Origin of the sequence: Clavibacter nebraskensis NCPPB 2581 (genome assembly GCF_000355695.1) — a bacterium.
Lineage (GTDB): Bacteria > Actinomycetota > Actinomycetes > Actinomycetales > Microbacteriaceae > Clavibacter > Clavibacter nebraskensis.
On sequence record NC_020891.1, the window covers coordinates 1,739,757 to 1,754,863 of the forward strand.

A 15,107-nucleotide genomic window follows, 5' to 3' on the forward strand; every position below is an offset into this window, starting at 1 on the left:
CCACCGGAGCACCCCGCGGCATCGCCGCGGGGTGCTCCTCTGCGTGCGGCCTGTCGGCGGTCAGCGGGCGGCGCGTCGGCCACGGCGGCCGAGCGCCAGCCCGGAGACCGCGAGCGCACCGAGGCCGAGCCCGGAGACGAGCCACTCGATGTCGCGCCCGACGAGGATCGCCGGCGTGACGACGTCGGCGGTCGGCACGTCGACCACCATCGACCCGGCGGTGAACCAGGGCAGACGGTCGAGGTCGCGGCCGTTCGGGCCGACGATCGCGCTGGTGCCGACGGTCGAGATGTTCACGACGCTGCGGCCCGTCTCCAGCGCCCGCATCCGGGCGATCGCGAGCTGCTGCACGCTCTCGTCGGTGCGGCCGAAGTCGGCGTTGTTGGACTGGGCGAGGATGAGACCCGCGCCCTCGTGCACCATGTCGGTCGTCAGCTGGTCGTCGACGATGTCGAAGCAGATGGCGATCCCGGCGGTCACGCCCGCGACGTCCATCACCTGATCCGTCGTGCCCGGCGTGTACTCGCGCTGGATGAGGCCGATGAGGTCGGGCGCGAACGGCTCCCAGAACGCGCGGTCGGGCACGTACTCGCCGAACGGGACGGGGTGCTTCTTGTCGTAGTGGTCGGTCGCCCCTCCCCCGGTCCAGACGAGCGACTCGTTGTAGTAGCGGCCGTCGCGCTCGGTGACGGTGCCCACGACGAGCGGGGCGCCGAGGCGCGCGACCACGCGGTCGAGCGCGGCCGCCGAGCCGGGGTCGCGCAGCGGATCCGCGTCGGCCGCGTTCTCCGGCCACACCACCATGTCGACGCCGGCGTCCGACGGGATCTCCGCCGTGGCGGCCAGGTGGGCACGCAGGATGTCGCCGTAGCGCGCGCCGTCGAAGTACCCGGCCTTGGCGTTCCCCTGCACGGCCGCGACGCGGGTGGTCCCCGTGGTCGCGACCGGGAAGGTGGGGACGACGAGCACCAGGGCGACCGCGATCCCCGCGACGAGCGCCCGGGACGACCGACGCACGCGCTCCTCCGCGGCGAGCTCCAGGAGCAGGGCCACGAGGAGCACGAGCACGAAGGAGAGCCCCGAGAGGCCGAGCCACGTCACCAGGTGGGCGAAGGGGCTCTCCGACTGGGACAGGGACACCCTCCCCCACGCGAACCCGCCGTAGGGCCAGACCGCCGAGATCGCCTCGCGCGCGGTCCACAACCCGGCGACCGCGACCGGTAGCAGGACGACGCGGCCGGCGGCCGTGGGGAACGCGCGCGGGATCCAGCGGGTCGCCGTCGCGATGGCGACCGCCCCGACGCCGACGAACAGCGACTCCAGGGCCGACAGCGCGATCCACGGCACCGGCCCGAGGTAGAGCGACGCCCACTCGATGTGGGTGAGGTAGAAGGCCAGCCCGGCCACGAGCCCGATGAGGAACGCCGGCCCCGCGCGCCTGCCGCGCAGCGCGAGGAGCACGAGCGCGACGCCTAAGAAGACGAGCGGCCACAGCCCGCGGTCGGGGAACGCGGCGTCCATGACGGGTCCCGACGCGGCGGCGGCGAGGAGCGCGCCCCACAGCGGCAGCGGCGGCCGGACGGGCTCGACGGACGCGAGCGCTGTCTGCGGCGCCGGGGCGGGACGCTCCCGTCGGGGAGCGCGGGCGAGCCCGGTCACACCGACGAGTACGCGACGATGCCGCGCCGGATGCTGTCGAGCGCCGTGCGGGCGTTCCGGGATACGGGACCGTCGGCCACGATCGAGAGCTGGTCGAGCAGATCGATCGTCTGCTTCGTCCAGCGCACGAAGTCGCCGGCGGCGAGATCGGCCTCGTCGAGCACGACGTCCAGGCTGCCGCCGCGCGCCCAGCGGTGCATCGGCGCGCACAGCCCGGTGGACAGCGGGTCGGTCGTCGGCAGGCGGCGCTCGCGCTCGACGTCGTCGAGGCGCGACCAGATCTCCTCCGTGCGCTCGAGCGCCGCGCGGAACGGGCCGCGCGGCAGGTTCCGGTCGTTGCGGTCGCCCTCGTCGCGGCGCGGCTGGTAGACGAGCGAGGCGGCCATGGCGGCGAGGGCGGCGGGGTCGAGGTCCACCCACACCTGCGTGCGCAGGCACTCGGCGACGAGGAGGTCGCGGTCGCCGTAGATGCGCTTGAGCATCCGGCCGTTGGGCGTCGGCGCGACCTGACCGTCGGCGGCGCGCTTGAGGTAGCCGAGCGAGAGCAGCAGCTCGGTTATCCGGTCGAAGACCTTGGCCACCGCGTTGGTGCGCGTGCGGATCTGCTGGCCCAGCGCATCCGTCTGCCGCTTGAGGCGCCACCAGCGCTCGGCCCAGCGCGCGTGCGACTCGCGGTCCTTGCACGCGTGGCAGGGGTGCGCCTTCATCCGGCGGCGGAGGTCGGTCAGCTGGCGCTGCCGCTTGTCCCGCTCGCCGTGCTGGCCCGGCTGCTGCATGTCGGCGCGGGCCGCGGTGGCGCGCTCGAGGTCGCTGAGCTCGCGGCGGAGGCCGGAGTACTCCCGGAAGTCGCCGAGGTGGCAGACCATCGCCTTCTCGTAGCCGGCGAGCGACTCCTCCTGCGTGCGCACCTTGCGCGCGAGGTCCACCACGGCGCGGTCGGCCTGGAACTGCGCGAACGACGACTCCAGCACCTCGCGCGTGCGCTCCCGGCCGAACTGGTCGATGAGGTTGACGGCCATGTTGTAGGTCGGCCGGAAGCTCGAGTTGAGCGGGTACGTGCGGCGGGAGGCGAGCGAGGCGACGGCCTGCGGATCCAGCCCGTCCTTCCACTGGATGACGGCGTGACCCTCGACGTCGATGCCGCGGCGGCCGGCGCGTCCGGTGAGCTGCGTGTACTCCCCCGGCGTCAGCGGCACGCGCGCCTCGCCGTTGAACTTCTCGAGCTGCTCCAGCACGACCGTGCGCGCGGGCATGTTGATGCCGAGCGCGAGGGTCTCCGTCGCGAAGACGGCCTTCACGAGCTTCCGCTGGAACAGCTCCTCGACGACCTCCTTGAACGCCGGCAGCATGCCCGCGTGGTGCGCCGCGACGCCGCGCTCCAGGCCCTCGAGCCACTCCCAGTAGCCGAGGACCGCGAGGTCCTCGTCGCGGAGCGTGCGGCAGCGCTCCTCCACGACGGCGCGGATCTCGTCGCGCTCGTGCGCGTGCGTGAGCCGGACGCCCGCACGGAGCACCTGCTTGACGGCGGCGTCGCAGCCGGCGCGGCTGAAGATGAAGAAGATGGCCGGGAGCAGGTTCCGCTCCTCGAGGAGGGCGACGACCTCGGGGCGGTCCATGCGGCCGCGGTCCCACGGCCCGGGGGCCTTGCGGCCGGATCCGCCGCCCGCCCCCGCGCGACCGCGCGAGTGCCCCTGGCCGCCGCGCACGCGCACGGCTTCGCGTCCGCCGCCGTGCGTCATGCGCACCAGCTCGGGGTTGACGCGGTGCGTCGCGGCGAGGCCCGACGAGTCGAAGAGGTCGACCATGCGGTGCCGCACGATCACGTGCTGCTCGAGGGGCACGGGTCGCTCCTCGGAGACGATGACGTCCGTCTCGCCGCGCACCGCCTGCAGCCAGTCGCCGAACTCCTCGGCGTTCGAGACCGTGGCGCTCAGTGAGATCATCCGCACGGTCTGCGGGAGGTGGATGATGACCTCCTCCCACACGGCGCCGCGGAAGCGGTCGGCGAGGTAGTGCACCTCGTCCATGATCACGAACGCGAGGTCGCGGAGCAGGTCGGAGTCGGCGTAGAGCATGTTGCGCAGCACCTCGGTCGTCATGACGACCATGCGGGCGCGGCTGTTGACGTTGGTGTCGCCCGTGAGCAGGCCCACCTCGTCGGGGCCGTACTCGGCCACGAGCTCGGCGTACTTCTGGTTGCTCAGCGCCTTCATCGGCGCCGTGTAGAAGATCTTGGCGCTCGGCCGCTGCATCGCGAGGTAGACGGCGAACTCGGCGACGACCGTCTTGCCGGCACCGGTCGGCGCCGCGACGAGCACGCTGCGGCCGTTCTCCAGCGACTCCGCGGCGGCGCGCTGGAACGGGTCGAGGTCGAAGCGCAGGCCGCTCGCGAACGACTCGAGGAGCGGGAGGCTGCGGCGGCTGCGGGAGGCCGCGTAGCGTTCCGCGGGCGAGAGCTGGTCTGTCACGATGCCGCCATCCTAGGCTCCGGATCCGGGCGCCGGCCGGGCGCGGACGCGACGACGCCCGCCCCTCGCGGGACGGGCGTCGTGGTCGGCCGGAGTCAGGACAGCAGGTCGTCCGTCATCGCCGCGGCCTTGCGCGCGCGCCGGCGGTCGTTGAGCAGCGAGATGCCCGCGGCCACCAGGTAGAGCACCGTCATCGGGACGGCCAGCAGGAACATCGACATGACGTCGGCGGCGGGCGTCGCGATGGCGCAGAACAGGATGATCAGCAGGATGGCGATGCGCCAGGACCGGATGATCGTCGCGCCGCTCAGGATCCCCATGAAGTTGAACAGCACGAGGAACACCGGCAGCACGAACGCGATGCCCACCGCGAAGACGAGCTTCAGCACGAAGTCGAAGTACTCGCGGGCCGTGATGAACGACGAGTCGCCCGCGCCCGCGAACTGCGTGAGCAGCGCGACGATGTGCGGCAGGACGAACCACCCGGCCGCGCATCCCGCGAGGAACAGCGGCACGGCGGAGAAGAAGAAGCCGAACGTGTAGCGGCGCTCCGTCTTCGTGAGGCCCGGGACCAGGAACGCGAACACCTGGTAGAGCCACACGGGGCTGGAGATGATGAGGCCCACGTACAGCGCGATCTGCAGGCGCAGGTCGAAGGCCGACGTGATGGTCGGGAAGTTGAGGCTGGCGTTCCGCCCCTGCTCCTGGTTGATCGTCTCGATGGGCTGGCGCAGCGCCTCGAGGACGAAGGACGACAGGAACCAGCCCACGACCATCGCCAGGATGATGGCCACGCCGGCGATGAACAGGCGCTTCTTGAGTTCCAGCAGGTGCTGGACGAGGGACATGCGTCCCTCCGCGTCGCGCTTCTTCTGGCGGGGACGCTCGGTGGTGCTCACGGATCAGGCGCGGGGGCGGGAGTCCCCGCCGTCGCGCGGGGAGTCGTAGCGCGGGGCGTCGTAGCGGGGCTCGTCGACGCGGGAGTCGCCGGGGCGGACGAAGTCGCGCGGGGTGGCGTCGCGGTCGTCCGCGCGGTATTGCTCCTCGTCGCGGCGGCGGTTCTCCTCGCGGGTGTCGTCCCGGCGGTCGGAGCCGCTCTCCTCCTTCATCGTCTTCACCTCGCCCTTGAAGATGCGCATGGACTGGCCCACGCTCTTGGCGAGCGCCGGAAGCTTCGTGGAGCCGAAGAGCAGGACGATGACGACGAGGATGATCACGAGGTGCCAGCCGCTGAAGGCGTTTCCGAGCATGTGGTTCACATTCCTTAGGTCAGGGGGCCGGACAGTCGTTGTCGGGATTTACGGAGAGTGTACCTTCCGACCCGTCAGGAGACCCTGCTCGGCAGTGCGGTTCACCCGGATTTCCCCGAAGACGGCCACTGGTCCGCATCGGCGCTCTCCCGATGCAGGTCCTTCGGAGCTCGACCCCGGAACGCTCGGTGGCGCGGCTCAGTCGGCGTCGTCGTATGCCGCCGCGGCACGCTCGGCCCACTCGGCCACCGCCGCCCGGGCCTCCGGCGGCGACGTGACGACCACGACGCCGGCCATGCCCGCGACCAGGCGCACGAGGCCCTGGTAGTGGGCCACGCGGACGGTGACGGCGACGCGGCCGGGCCGGCCGGCGACGGGCTCCGGCCGCTCGTCGCCCACGAAGTCGCCGAGGAGCGGCAGCGTCGACTCCTGGACCTCGAGCGTGACGCGGAGGTCGTCGGGGCTCGGCTCGAACAGGGTGTCACCGAGCACGACGTCCTGCGGCCGGTGCTCCGGCGGGCGGTCGGTGACGACGAGCTCGTCGAGGCGGTCGAGGCGGAACGTGCGGACGGCGCCGCGAGCCAGGTCCCAGCCGCGCAGGTACCAGTCCTCGTCCATCGACTCCAGCCGCAGCGGATCCACCACGCGACGCTCGGTGCCGCCTCGCGGGCTGCGGTAGTCGAACTCGACGCGGCGCTCGTCGGCGATGGCGCGGCGGAGGTCGTCGCGGGTGCCGTCGCCCGCCCCGGCGGCGACGGCCACCTGGCTGGGGCTGGCCGAGGATCCGCGCGCGAGCTTCGCCATGAGCTGCCCGACGAGGTCGAGGTCGCTCGCGTCCGCCTGGGAGGAGACGTACTGGAGCCCGGCTATGAGGGCGGCCGCCTCCCGCGCCGAGAAGCGCGGCGAGTCGTCGATGGCGACCATGTGCGTGATCACGATCTGGTCGTTGTCCTCGAAGTCGTCCCAGGCGATGTCGAACAGGTCGCCGTGCTGGTACGAGGCGGTGGATCCGGGCACGCCCGAGACCGCTATCAGGCGCACGGCCTGGCGGATCTGCTCGGGCGGCACCCGGAAGTGGGCCGCCGCCTGGCTGACGCTGACGCGACCGTGGTCGGTGAGGTAGGGCACGAGGGCCAGCAGGAACGCCAGCTTGTCCTGCGCCTGGAGCGGCGCGGCGCGGTCGGTCATGATGCGTCCTCCCGGTGGGCGGCGACGGTCTCGGCGAGCCGGGCGCGCACGGCGTCCCGCAGCTTCGGCGGCGCGATCACCCGCGCCTCCGGGCCGAAGCCCGCGACCTCGTCGGCGAACAGGTTGGTGTCGGAGTAGTGCACGCGGAGGCGCCCGTCGCCGAGGTCCTCCGTGCCGCGGCGGCGACGCAGGCGGATCTCCGCGTCGGATCCTCGGACCACCGTGACCTCCCCCACGCCGTTCGCCCACACGCGGTCGAGGTCGGCGAGGGCGCGCTCGGCGTGGTCCTCCCCCTCGGGCACGAAGCCGCGGCTCGTGACGCGCACGCGGTCGACGATGCGGGACAGGAGGAACGTGCGCGGTCCGTCGGCGTCCTGGTCGATGCCGTGGAGGTGCCAGCGGCCCTGGTGCTGGACGAGGGCGAGCGGCGCGACCGTGCGGATCCGGGCGGTCCGCTCCCCCGGCTTGAGGTAGCCGAAGGAGACGAGGACGTGCCGTTCCAGCGCCACGCTCAACGGCGCGAACGCGGCGTCCCGCGTGCGCAGCCGCGGGGCGTAGCCGATGACCGGGTCGTCGGACTCGACGCCGAGCGAGCGCAGCTTGATGAGCGCGCGACGCGACTCCCCCGACAGCGACCCCTCGCGCCAGACCATGGCCGCGAGGTTGAGGAGGGTCGTCTCCTCCGGCGTGAACGACAGGTCGGCCGGGAGCTCGTAGGCGCCGCGCGGGATCCGGTAGCGCAGGAGCTGGTTGTTGCCCTCCTGGCCGGGCGCCTCCACGGTCTCCAACGGCACGCCGAGGTCGCGGATCTCGTCCTTGTCGCGCTCGAACTGGCGCTCCAGGTTGGCGTTGTCGCCGCCGGCCCGATAGCGCTGCCGGTACCCCTGGACGCTCGAGAGGACCTCGTTCTTGGTCAGCCCCTGCTCGGTGGCCAGCAGCGCCAGCACGAGGCTGAACAGCCGCTCCTCCACGGGCACGGTCGGTCGGCGGGATGTCTCGGGCACGCGGTGGTCCTCACGTCGGTGCAGCCCCCGGCCGGTGGCGATGCGTCGTTACTTGGTGGTGCTTGTCCCGAGGATATCCACCACGTAGACGAGCGTGGACCCCGCGGGCACCTTGGCCGAGCCCTGGTCGCCGAATCCGTCGGCCGGCGGCACGACCGCGATGACCTGGTCGCCGACGTGCTTGCCGACGAGGGCCTTGGCGAGGCCCGGCGTGACGACCAGCGAGGAGGCGGCGCCCGTCGAGGGCGCGGTGGTGGTGGCGGTGGCGGGCACCTGCAGCGGTCCGCCGCCGGTCCAGCTGGATCCGAACACGGCCTGCTTCTCGGCCGACGTGCTCGTGCCCCACACCACGCCCGTGTACTGCAGCGTGACCGTGTCGCCGTCGCCGACCTCGGCGCCGTCGCCCGCGCGGAGCAGCGCGTCGCGGTACTCGGTGGGCGGCGTGCTCGGCGGGATCGTGATGCCGGGGACGCCGTCGTCCGTCGTGACGACGGACGGGAAGCCGGCCTGGGCGGGCCGCGGCTCGCCGGTGGCCTTCTCAGGGAAGGAGGACGTGATGTCGACGATGAGCACGAGCCCGTCGGTGGCGTCGAGGCCCTGGGATGAGAGGTCCTGGCCGGGGAACACCGTGGACACGGGGACCGTCACGGCGAGGCGCGAGCCGACGGGCATGCACGTCATCGCGTCCTCGAGGTACGGCAGCGACTCGTGCAGGGAGGCCGGGGTGAACAGCGGAGAGCCGGTGGTGCGCGCGTTGGGCGCGATGCGGGCGTAGTCCGCGAGGTCCTTGCCGGTCTTCCCGTCGACGATGGACGCCGCGGCCGTGATGCCCTGGTGGGGCTGCACGGGCGCGCCGTCGCCCTCGACGATCGTGGAGACCTCGACGCCCGTGGGCTTGAGCGGCGTGGGGAACGCGACCGAGGCGGGCGCGCTGCCGACGTCGCCCGTGGCGGTGACCGTGCTCGACGACGAGCCGGCCTGGGCGAGGGGCGTGCAGCCCGCCGCCGCACCGGATCCGGAGCCGGACGGGCTGCAGGCGGCGAGCGTCAGGACGAGGCCTGCGCAGACGATGAGCGCGGCGGAACGGCGCACGTGACTCCTCTTTCGATGGTGGGGGCGGCCGGCACGCACCCGCGTGATCGGCCCTGTCATCCTAGGCGGTGGGGTCGCCGGGCTCCGGCGCATCGGCCGCGTCGTCGGGGTCGACCGCGTCGCCCGCCTCCGCCTGGTCCCGGGCGCCCGCGAGCTGGGCGCCGTGCTCCGCGATGCGGACGCGCTTGCGCAGGACCTTGTCGCTGACCTTGCGCTCGCCCAGGGACCCGGGGGTCCAGGCCTCCATGTCCTCGTCACTGAAGTCGGACTTGGACGCGCGGCGCTTGAGCTGCGGCAGGACGGATCCCGGGGCGAGCCGGCGGGCGGTGATGAGGAAGCCGGTGTGCCCGATCATGCGGTGCTCGGGACGGACGGCGAGCCCCTCCACATGCCAGCCGCGGATCATGGTCTCGCTCGCGTCGGGGTTCGTGAAGAGCCCGGAGTCGCGGAGCGCCTCGGCGACGCGCGACAGCTGCGTGACGGTGGCGACGTAGCAGAGCAGGACGCCGCCGGGGGTGAGCGCCTCGGCGACCGCGTCGACGCACTCCCACGGCGCGAGCATGTCGAGGATCACGCGGTCGACGGAGTGCGGCTCGGTGACGGTCGGCAGCGCGTCCGCCAGGTCGCCGAGGGTGATGGACCAGTTCTCCGGGCTGTGCCCGAAGTAGCTCGAGACGTTGCCGCGGGCGACGTCCGCGAACTCCTCGCGGCGCTCGAAGGACAGCAGCGTGCCGGTCGGCCCGAGGGCCCGCAGCAGCCACATCGAGAGGGCGCCGGATCCGACGCCCGCCTCCACCACCGTGGCGCCCGGGAAGACGTCGGCGAGGCCGAGGATCTGCGCGGCGTCCTTGGGGTAGATGATCGCGGCGCCGCGGGGCATCGACATGACGACGTCCGAGAGCAGCGGCCGGAGCGCGAGGCACTCGATGCCCGCGCTGTTCGTCACGACGCTGCCGTCGGGCAGGCCGATGAGGTCGTCGTGGTCGATCATGCCGCGGTGGGTGTGCAAGACCTTGCCGGGCTCGAGCAGGATCGTGTTCAGGCGGCCCTTGGGGCCCGTGAGCTGCACGCGGTCGCCCGCGCGGAACGGTCCGCTGAAGCGGGCGGCGGCGGCGTCGACGGTCACGCGTCCACCTCGTCGCGGATCGGGGCCGCGGCGCGGCGGTCGGCGTGGACGGCCTCGAGGTCGGCGAGCGTGCGGCCCGCGAGGGTGTCCCAGAGCACGTAGGCGTCGTCGGCCGGGAGCGGGACGTGGTGCGGCACGGCGATCACGGTGGCGCCCGACGCGGTGGCGGAGGCGACGCCCGGCGCGGAGTCCTCGATGGCGACGCAGTCGCGGATGTCCACGCCGAGCAGGTCGGCGGCGGCGAGGTAGGCCTCGGGGTGCGGCTTGCTGCGGGCGACGTCGTCGCCGGCGACGACGTGGTCGAACGCGTCGAACGGCACGGCGTCGGCGACCTGGCGCGCCATGCGGCCAATGCTCATGGTGACGAGGGCGGTGGGGATGCCGGCCTCGCGGATCCCGCGGAGGAGCTCCCGGGCGCCCGGGCGCCACGGCACCTCGACGAGGATCTGCTCCATGACGCGGTCGCTCAGCCGGTCGATGATCTCCGCGGCCGGCAGGTCGACGCCCGCCTCCTGCAGGATGCGCGCCGAGTCGTCCAGCCCGTTGCCGACGAGCCGGAGCCCGTCCTCGTGGGTCCACGTGCCACCGAAGGAGCCGACCAGGGCCTCCTCCGCCACCATCCAGTAGGGCTCCGTGTCCACGATGGTGCCGTCCATGTCCCAGAGGACGGCCGCGGGTCTGTTGCTGATCACGGGGAGCGAGTCTACCGGCGGGGCGGCGCGTCCTAGGATCGTACGATGACCGCCGACCGGGCGGTCCGAGGGCGAGACGAAACGGGAGTCACGTGGCGGATGCCGAGAGGTTCGTGAGCGGACGGCTGCTGGTCGTCGCCTTCGAGGGCTGGAACGACGCGGGCGAGGCCGCCAGCGGAGCGGTCCGGGCGCTGAAGGAGCTCCTCGACCTCGAGGCGGTGTCGTCGGTGGATCCCGAGGACTACTTCGACTTCCAGTTCAACCGCCCCACCATCGGCTTCGCGGAGGACGGCACCCGCGAGCTCGAATGGCCGGGTGCCACGCTCTACGGCCCGAAGGACCCGCGCCGTCCCGCCCAGGACCTGGCCGCCGACGCGCAGCTCGGCGTGAGCGGCGACAACGGCGGCAGCATCCACCTCCTGCTCGGCGTCGAGCCGTCCAGGCACTGGACGGCGTTCACCGCCGAGGTGCTCGACGCCGCGCGCGCCGCCGGGGTCGAGGGCGTCGTGCTGCTCGGCGCGCTGCTGGCCGACGTGCCGCACACGCGCCCCATCTCCGTCTACTCCACGAGCGAGAACGCGGCCGTGCGCACCGAGCTCGGCATCGAGCGCAGCACGTACGAGGGCCCCGTCGGGATCCTCAGCATCATCGCCCAGCGCGCCGAGGAGATGGGCATGCCCACCGTCTCGCTCTGGGCCTCCGTGCCGCACTACGTCCACAGCGCCCCGTCGCCGAAGGCCACGCTCGCGCTCATCGACAAGCTCGAGGAGATGGTCGACGTGGTGATCCCGCGCGGCGAGCTGATCCAGGAGGCCGCGACGTGGGAGGCCGGCATCGACCAGCTCGCGGGCGAGGACGAGGACATGGCGTCCTACATCCAGCAGCTCGAGCAGGCCCGCGACACGGTGGACTCCCCCGAGGCGAGCGGCGAGGCCATCGCGCAGGAGTTCGAGAAGTACCTGCGCCGAGGAGACGGGCCGCGCGGGCGCGGCGACGACCGGCCCGACGAGCCCTGGCGGCCGAAGGACCCCAAGGACCAGTAGGCCCCGAGGGCGGTGCGGTCCGGCCGATCAGGCCGCCCGGCTCCCGAGCGCCACGCCCAGGAGGGCGTCGACCGCGGCCACCTCGACGGGCGTCGCGGGGACGCCGGTCGCGACGCGGAGGTCGAGCACCAGGATCGCGCCCGGCGTGTCGAGGTCGTCGGCGAGGCGCTCGCGGACGAGCTGGACGACCTCGCCCGGCTCCCCCGCCTCGGCGCCGGCGTCCGCCGCGGCACCGGCGGCCCACGCGTCCCACGCGGCGAGACGCGCCACGGACTGCGCGAGGAGCGCGTCCGTCCACTCCCAGTCCGCGCGGTAGTGCTGCGCGAGGAGCGCGAGGCGGATGGCGCGCGGATCCACGCCCGCGGCCCGCAGGCGCGACACGAGCACGAGGTTGCCGAGCGACTTGCTCATCTTCTCGCCCTGGTACGCGACCATGCCGCTGTGCGCGTACACGCACGCGAAGTCCTCGCCCGTGAGCGCCGCGGCGTGGCCCGCCGACATCTCGTGGTGCGGGAAGATCAGGTCGGATCCGCCGCCCTGCACGGTGACGGGCCGGTCGAGCTTCCGGAGCGCGATGACGGCGCACTCGATGTGCCAGCCGGGTCGGCCGCGGCCGACCGCGCTGTCCCACGCGGGCTCGCCGGCGCGCTCGGCGCGCCACAGCAGCGGATCCAGCGGGTCGCGCTTGCCGGGGCGCTCCGGGTCGCCGCCGCGCTCGGCGGAGAGCGTGGCCATGGTGTCGCGGTCGTAGCCGCTCTCGTCGCCGAGGGCCCACGGGCCGTCCTCGCCGGCGCGGGCCACGTCGAAGTAGAGGTCACGGGCCCCGGCCTCGGCCGCGTCGGGCGTGGCGACCGGGTAGGCCGTACCGCGGCGGACGAGTTCGGCGACCGCGCCCGCGACCTCGTCGACGACCTCGGTGACGCCGACGTAGGAATCGGGCGGCAGGATCCGCAGCGCCTCCATGTCGGTGCGGAACAGCTCCACCTGCTCGGCGGCGAGGTCGCGCCAGTCGACGCCCGTGGCCGTGGCGCGCTCGAGCAGCGGGTCGTCGACGTCGGTGACGTTCTGGACGTACGCGACGTCGTAGCCGCGGTCGAGCCAGACGCGCTGGAGCGTGTCGAACGCGAGGTAGGTCGACGCGTGGCCGAGGTGGGTCGCGTCGTAGGGCGTGATGCCGCAGACGTAGAGGCCCACGCGACCGTCGCCCGTGCACTCGGCGGGGCGGACGGATCCGGCGCTCGTGTCGAACAGGGACGGGACGGGCGGCTCCCCCGCGACGGCGGGGACGGCGGGGCGTGACCAGGCGCGCACGGGATCAGGCCGCGATCGCGCCGGTGCCGAGCAGCACCAGGAGCACGACGCCGAGGGCGACGCGGTAGACCACGAAGGGCATGAACGTTCGGGTGGAGATGTACCGCATGAGGCCGGCGATGACCGCGAGGCCCACGACGAAGGCGATGAGCGTCGCCACCGCCGTCTGCCCGGCGCCCGCCTGGCCGGTCTCGTCGAAGCTCTTCACGAGCTCGTAGAGGCCGCTGCCGAACACGGCGGGCACCGCGAGGAGGAACGAGTACTCCGCCGCGACCGGGCGGGAGTAGCCGAACGCGCGCGCCGACGTGGTGGTGGCGCCCGAGCGCGAGACGCCGGGGACGAGGGCGAGCGCCTGCGCGATGCCGATGCTCACGCCGTGCCCGTACGTCATGTCCTTCTCGAGGCGGTCGCTGCGGCTGTAGCGGTCGGCGAGGCCGAGCAGGATGCCGAAGACGATGAGCACGATCGCGACGATCCAGAGCGAGCGGAACGTGGAGCGGATGGTGTCCTGGAAGAGGTAGCCCGCGATGCCGATCGGGATGGTGCCGATGATGACCAGCCAGCCCATGCGCACGTCCGGGTCGCCCTTCGACATGCCGCCGCGGAGCGAGCGGGACCACGCCGCGAGGACCTTGCCGATGCGCTTCCGGAAGAACACCACGACCGCGAGCTCGGTGCCGAGCTGCGTGATGGCGGTGAACGTGGCGCCCGGGTCGCCGCCCATGAAGAGCCCGGCGATGCGGAGGTGCGCGCTCGAGGAGATGGGCAGGAATTCGGTCAGACCCTGGACGAGGCCCAGGATGATCGCCTCGAGATAGCTCAAGCGTGCGCTCCACGTGTCGGGGGGCCCACCTGGGGCTCGGATCTAGTAGTTCAGGAGGAGGTCGCGGAGGACCTGCCTCCCGAAGACTAGTGCGTCGAGCGGGACCCGCTCGTCGACGCCGTGGAACATCGACGGGAAGTCCATGGAGGCCGGGAGCTTGAGCGGCGCGAAGCCGTAGCCGGTGATCCCGAGGAGGCTGAGCGCCTTGTTGTCGGTGCCGCCGGAGAGCATGTACGGCAGCACCTCGGCCTCGGGGTCGTGGGCGCCGAGCGTGGCGACCATGGCGTCGACCAGCGGTCCCTGGAACGGGTTCTCGAGGCCGACATCCTGATGCACGATGCGCACCTCGACGCCGTCGCCCGCGAGCTCGGCGACCCGCGCGAGCACCGCGTCCTCCTCGCCCGGGAGGACGCGGATGTCGATGAGCGCCTCGGCCGTGTCGGGGATCACGTTGTGCTTGTAGCCGGCGTGCAGGAGGGTCGGGTTGGTGGTGGTGCGCAGCGTCGCGGCGATGAACTTCGACGCCGTGCCCGTGGCGATCGCGAGGTCGTCCGGCGTCACCTGCTTCGGGTCGGCCCCGACGATGCGGGCGATCTCGTCGAGCAGCTGGCGCGTGGTGTCGGTGAGGTGGACGGGCCACTCCTCCATGCCGATGCGGGCCACCGCGCCCGCGAGCCGGGTGACGGCGTTGTCGCGGTTGACCTGCGAGCCGTGGCCGGCGGTGCCGGTGGCGACCAGGCGGATCCAGATGAGGGCCTTCTCGCCCGTCTGCAGCAAGTAGGCGCGCTTCCCGGCGAGGTCGATGGAGTAGCCGCCGACCTCGCTGATGGCCTCGGTGGCGCCCTCGAACCAGTCGGGGCGGTTCTCGACGACGTAGGCGGAGCCGAGCACGCCGCCCGCCTCCTCGTCGGAGAAGAAGCCCATGATGAGGTCGCGCTCGGGCGCGCGGCCGGAGGTGATGATCTCCTGCAGCGCGGTGATCATCATCGCATCCATGTTCTTCATGTCCACGGCGCCGCGGCCCCAGAGCATGCCGTCCTTGATGACGCCGCCGAACGGGTCCACCGACCAGTTGGCCGGGTCGGCGGGCACGACGTCGAGGTGGCCGTGGACGACGAGGGCGGGCTTGTCGCGGTTGCGGCCGGGGATGCGCGCGAGGACGCTCGTGCGGCCTGGCGCGGCGTCGATGAGCTCCGGCGTGAGGCCCAGGTCCACGAGGCACTGCTCGACGTACTCGGCCGCCTCCGTCTCCCCCTCCGACCGGCCCTCGCCGTGGTTGGTCGTGTCGAACCGGATGAGGTCGCGGGCGATCCGGGCGGTCGCGTCGAGGTCGTCGGGGAGCGTGTCGGTCATGGGTCCACGCTATCGAGGCCGGACGCGGGCGTCCTGCCGCCGGGTGGTCGGAGAGCGTCCCGGGCCGTGCTAATGTCGTCTCTCGGCAGCCGGAGACG

Annotated in this window: 13 protein-coding genes; 1 reads left to right on the forward strand and 12 read right to left on the reverse strand. The window is 72.9% G+C overall.

The genetic code is table 11. The features are described 5' to 3' along the window. Window positions 1–60: 60 nt before the first annotated feature. The 9 genes from lnt to CMN_RS08235 all read right to left on the reverse strand — a co-directional run bounded on the left by lnt (window position 61) and on the right by CMN_RS08235 (window position 10,479). Window positions 61–1,659, reverse strand: a complete 1,599-nt coding sequence (gene lnt / locus CMN_RS08195) for an apolipoprotein N-acyltransferase (protein ID WP_015490355.1) — start codon at window positions 1,657–1,659, stop codon at window positions 61–63. Next, complete coding sequence (locus tag CMN_RS08200) at window positions 1,656–4,127, reverse strand: DEAD/DEAH box helicase (RefSeq protein WP_015490356.1); 2,472 nt, start codon at window positions 4,125–4,127, stop codon at window positions 1,656–1,658. The genes lnt and CMN_RS08200 overlap by 4 nt, the downstream gene beginning before the upstream one ends. Before the next feature lie 95 nt (window positions 4,128–4,222). Next, entirely contained in the window at window positions 4,223–4,975 is a 753-nt protein-coding gene (gene tatC, locus CMN_RS08205) for a twin-arginine translocase subunit TatC (protein ID WP_015490357.1), read from the reverse strand. Window positions 4,976–5,029: 54 nt separating this feature from the next. Next, complete coding sequence (tatA, locus tag CMN_RS08210; protein ID WP_015490358.1) at window positions 5,030–5,377, reverse strand: Sec-independent protein translocase subunit TatA; 348 nt, start codon at window positions 5,375–5,377, stop codon at window positions 5,030–5,032. A 198-nt stretch (window positions 5,378–5,575) separates the two neighbouring features. Further along, a complete protein-coding gene (locus CMN_RS08215; protein ID WP_015490359.1) occupies window positions 5,576–6,565 on the reverse strand; it encodes a helix-turn-helix transcriptional regulator in 990 nt (329 codons plus the stop codon). After that, window positions 6,562–7,569: a helix-turn-helix transcriptional regulator gene (locus CMN_RS08220; RefSeq protein WP_015490360.1), complete on the reverse strand. Its 1,008-nt coding sequence runs from the start codon at window positions 7,567–7,569 to the stop codon at window positions 6,562–6,564. The genes CMN_RS08215 and CMN_RS08220 overlap by 4 nt, the downstream gene beginning before the upstream one ends. A 48-nt stretch (window positions 7,570–7,617) precedes the next feature. Next, window positions 7,618–8,661 carry an FKBP-type peptidyl-prolyl cis-trans isomerase gene (locus CMN_RS08225; RefSeq protein ID WP_015490361.1) on the reverse strand — a complete coding sequence of 348 codons (1,044 nt, stop codon included), beginning with the start codon at window positions 8,659–8,661 and terminating at the stop codon, window positions 7,618–7,620. Window positions 8,662–8,722: 61 nt separating this feature from the next. Then, window positions 8,723–9,787 (reverse strand): tRNA (adenine-N1)-methyltransferase, encoded by a 1,065-nt coding sequence (locus CMN_RS08230; protein WP_015490362.1) that lies wholly within the window; start codon window positions 9,785–9,787, stop codon window positions 8,723–8,725. Beyond that, window positions 9,784–10,479 (reverse strand): HAD family hydrolase, encoded by a 696-nt coding sequence (locus CMN_RS08235; protein WP_015490363.1) that lies wholly within the window; start codon window positions 10,477–10,479, stop codon window positions 9,784–9,786. Before CMN_RS08235 ends, CMN_RS08230 begins: the two co-directional genes overlap by 4 nt. 92 nt (window positions 10,480–10,571) lie before the next feature. Between CMN_RS08235 and CMN_RS08240 the strand changes: the two genes are divergently transcribed. Beyond that, complete coding sequence (locus CMN_RS08240; protein WP_015490364.1) at window positions 10,572–11,522, forward strand: PAC2 family protein; 951 nt, start codon at window positions 10,572–10,574, stop codon at window positions 11,520–11,522. 27 nt (window positions 11,523–11,549) lie between these two features. Here CMN_RS08240 and mshC read toward each other — a convergent pair whose 3' ends face one another. The 3 genes from mshC to CMN_RS08255 are packed head-to-tail and all read right to left on the reverse strand — an operon-like array spanning window position 11,550 to window position 15,009. Further along, the gene (gene mshC, locus CMN_RS08245) at window positions 11,550–12,833 is read right to left on the reverse strand and encodes a cysteine--1-D-myo-inosityl 2-amino-2-deoxy-alpha-D-glucopyranoside ligase (protein WP_015490365.1); all 1,284 of its coding nucleotides are present in this window, start codon (window positions 12,831–12,833) and stop codon (window positions 11,550–11,552) included. A gap of 4 nt (window positions 12,834–12,837) precedes the next feature. Further along, on the reverse strand, window positions 12,838–13,656 hold the full coding sequence (locus CMN_RS08250) for an undecaprenyl-diphosphate phosphatase (protein ID WP_015490366.1): 819 nt from the start codon (window positions 13,654–13,656) through the stop codon (window positions 12,838–12,840). Window positions 13,657–13,698: 42 nt separating this feature from the next. After that, complete coding sequence (locus CMN_RS08255; RefSeq protein ID WP_015490367.1) at window positions 13,699–15,009, reverse strand: M20/M25/M40 family metallo-hydrolase; 1,311 nt, start codon at window positions 15,007–15,009, stop codon at window positions 13,699–13,701. Between the last annotated feature and the right edge of the window lie 98 nt (window positions 15,010–15,107).